Origin of the sequence: Brevibacterium daeguense (assembly GCF_021729135.1) — a bacterium.
Lineage (GTDB): Bacteria > Actinomycetota > Actinomycetes > Actinomycetales > Brevibacteriaceae > Brevibacterium > Brevibacterium daeguense.
This window is the reverse complement of the sequence record NZ_JAJTWW010000045.1, coordinates 1-604: the sequence shown is the minus strand read 5'-3', so window position 1 is coordinate 604 and position 604 is coordinate 1. Positions and strand designations below refer to the sequence as shown.

1 protein-coding gene is annotated in these 604 nt (G+C 68.5%); it reads right to left on the bottom strand.

Features of this window, described 5'->3' with window-relative positions; translation table 11 throughout:
- Positions 1 to 604, bottom strand: a 604-nt coding sequence (locus LXN01_RS15995) for an HNH endonuclease signature motif containing protein (protein WP_236866839.1), incomplete at both ends; no start/stop codon positions are given.

The following is a 604-nucleotide window of genomic DNA, read 5'->3' as shown; positions in this document are numbered from 1 at the left end:
GCGTCAGGGGGTGCGTCAGGGGGTGCGTCAGCGTGACGGGTGTGGGCAGGGGCTGGTTGCCGGGTGAGGAGGTCGGTGAGCTGGGGGATGAGTTGGACGCGGAACTTGGAGTGGTGGATGGGTTGTTGTTTCGGGTCGAGGTGTCGGGGAGGGATCCAGGCGGGCAGGCCGTTGCTGAGGCGGGCGGTCCAGCCGTTGGGGTCGTGCCAGGCGTGGTGGTAGGGGCAGACGAGGGTGAGGTTGTTGATGTCGGTGGGTCCGCCCTGGGAGTGGGGGAGCATGTGGTGGGCCTGGCAGTAGATGGGTGCGATGTCGCAGTCGGGGAATGAGCAGCCCTGGTCGCGGGCGGCGAGCAGGGTGAGCTGGTTCTTGTTGGCCAGCCGGTTGTCGGTTTTCAGGGTGATGGTGCCGCGGGTGTCGTCCCAGGTCTGGAGGTAGGTCTTTGCGGTGCAGGCGTGCTGGAGGACGGTGCTGATGGGGATCGGGGTGCGGTTCTGGGTGGTGGCGGTGCCGGTGCCGCGGGCGAGTTGTTCGGCGGTGGCGGTGATGACGAGGGCGAACGAGGGGCCGTGGGCGTTGCGGTGAGCGCCGGCGTCGTGGACGA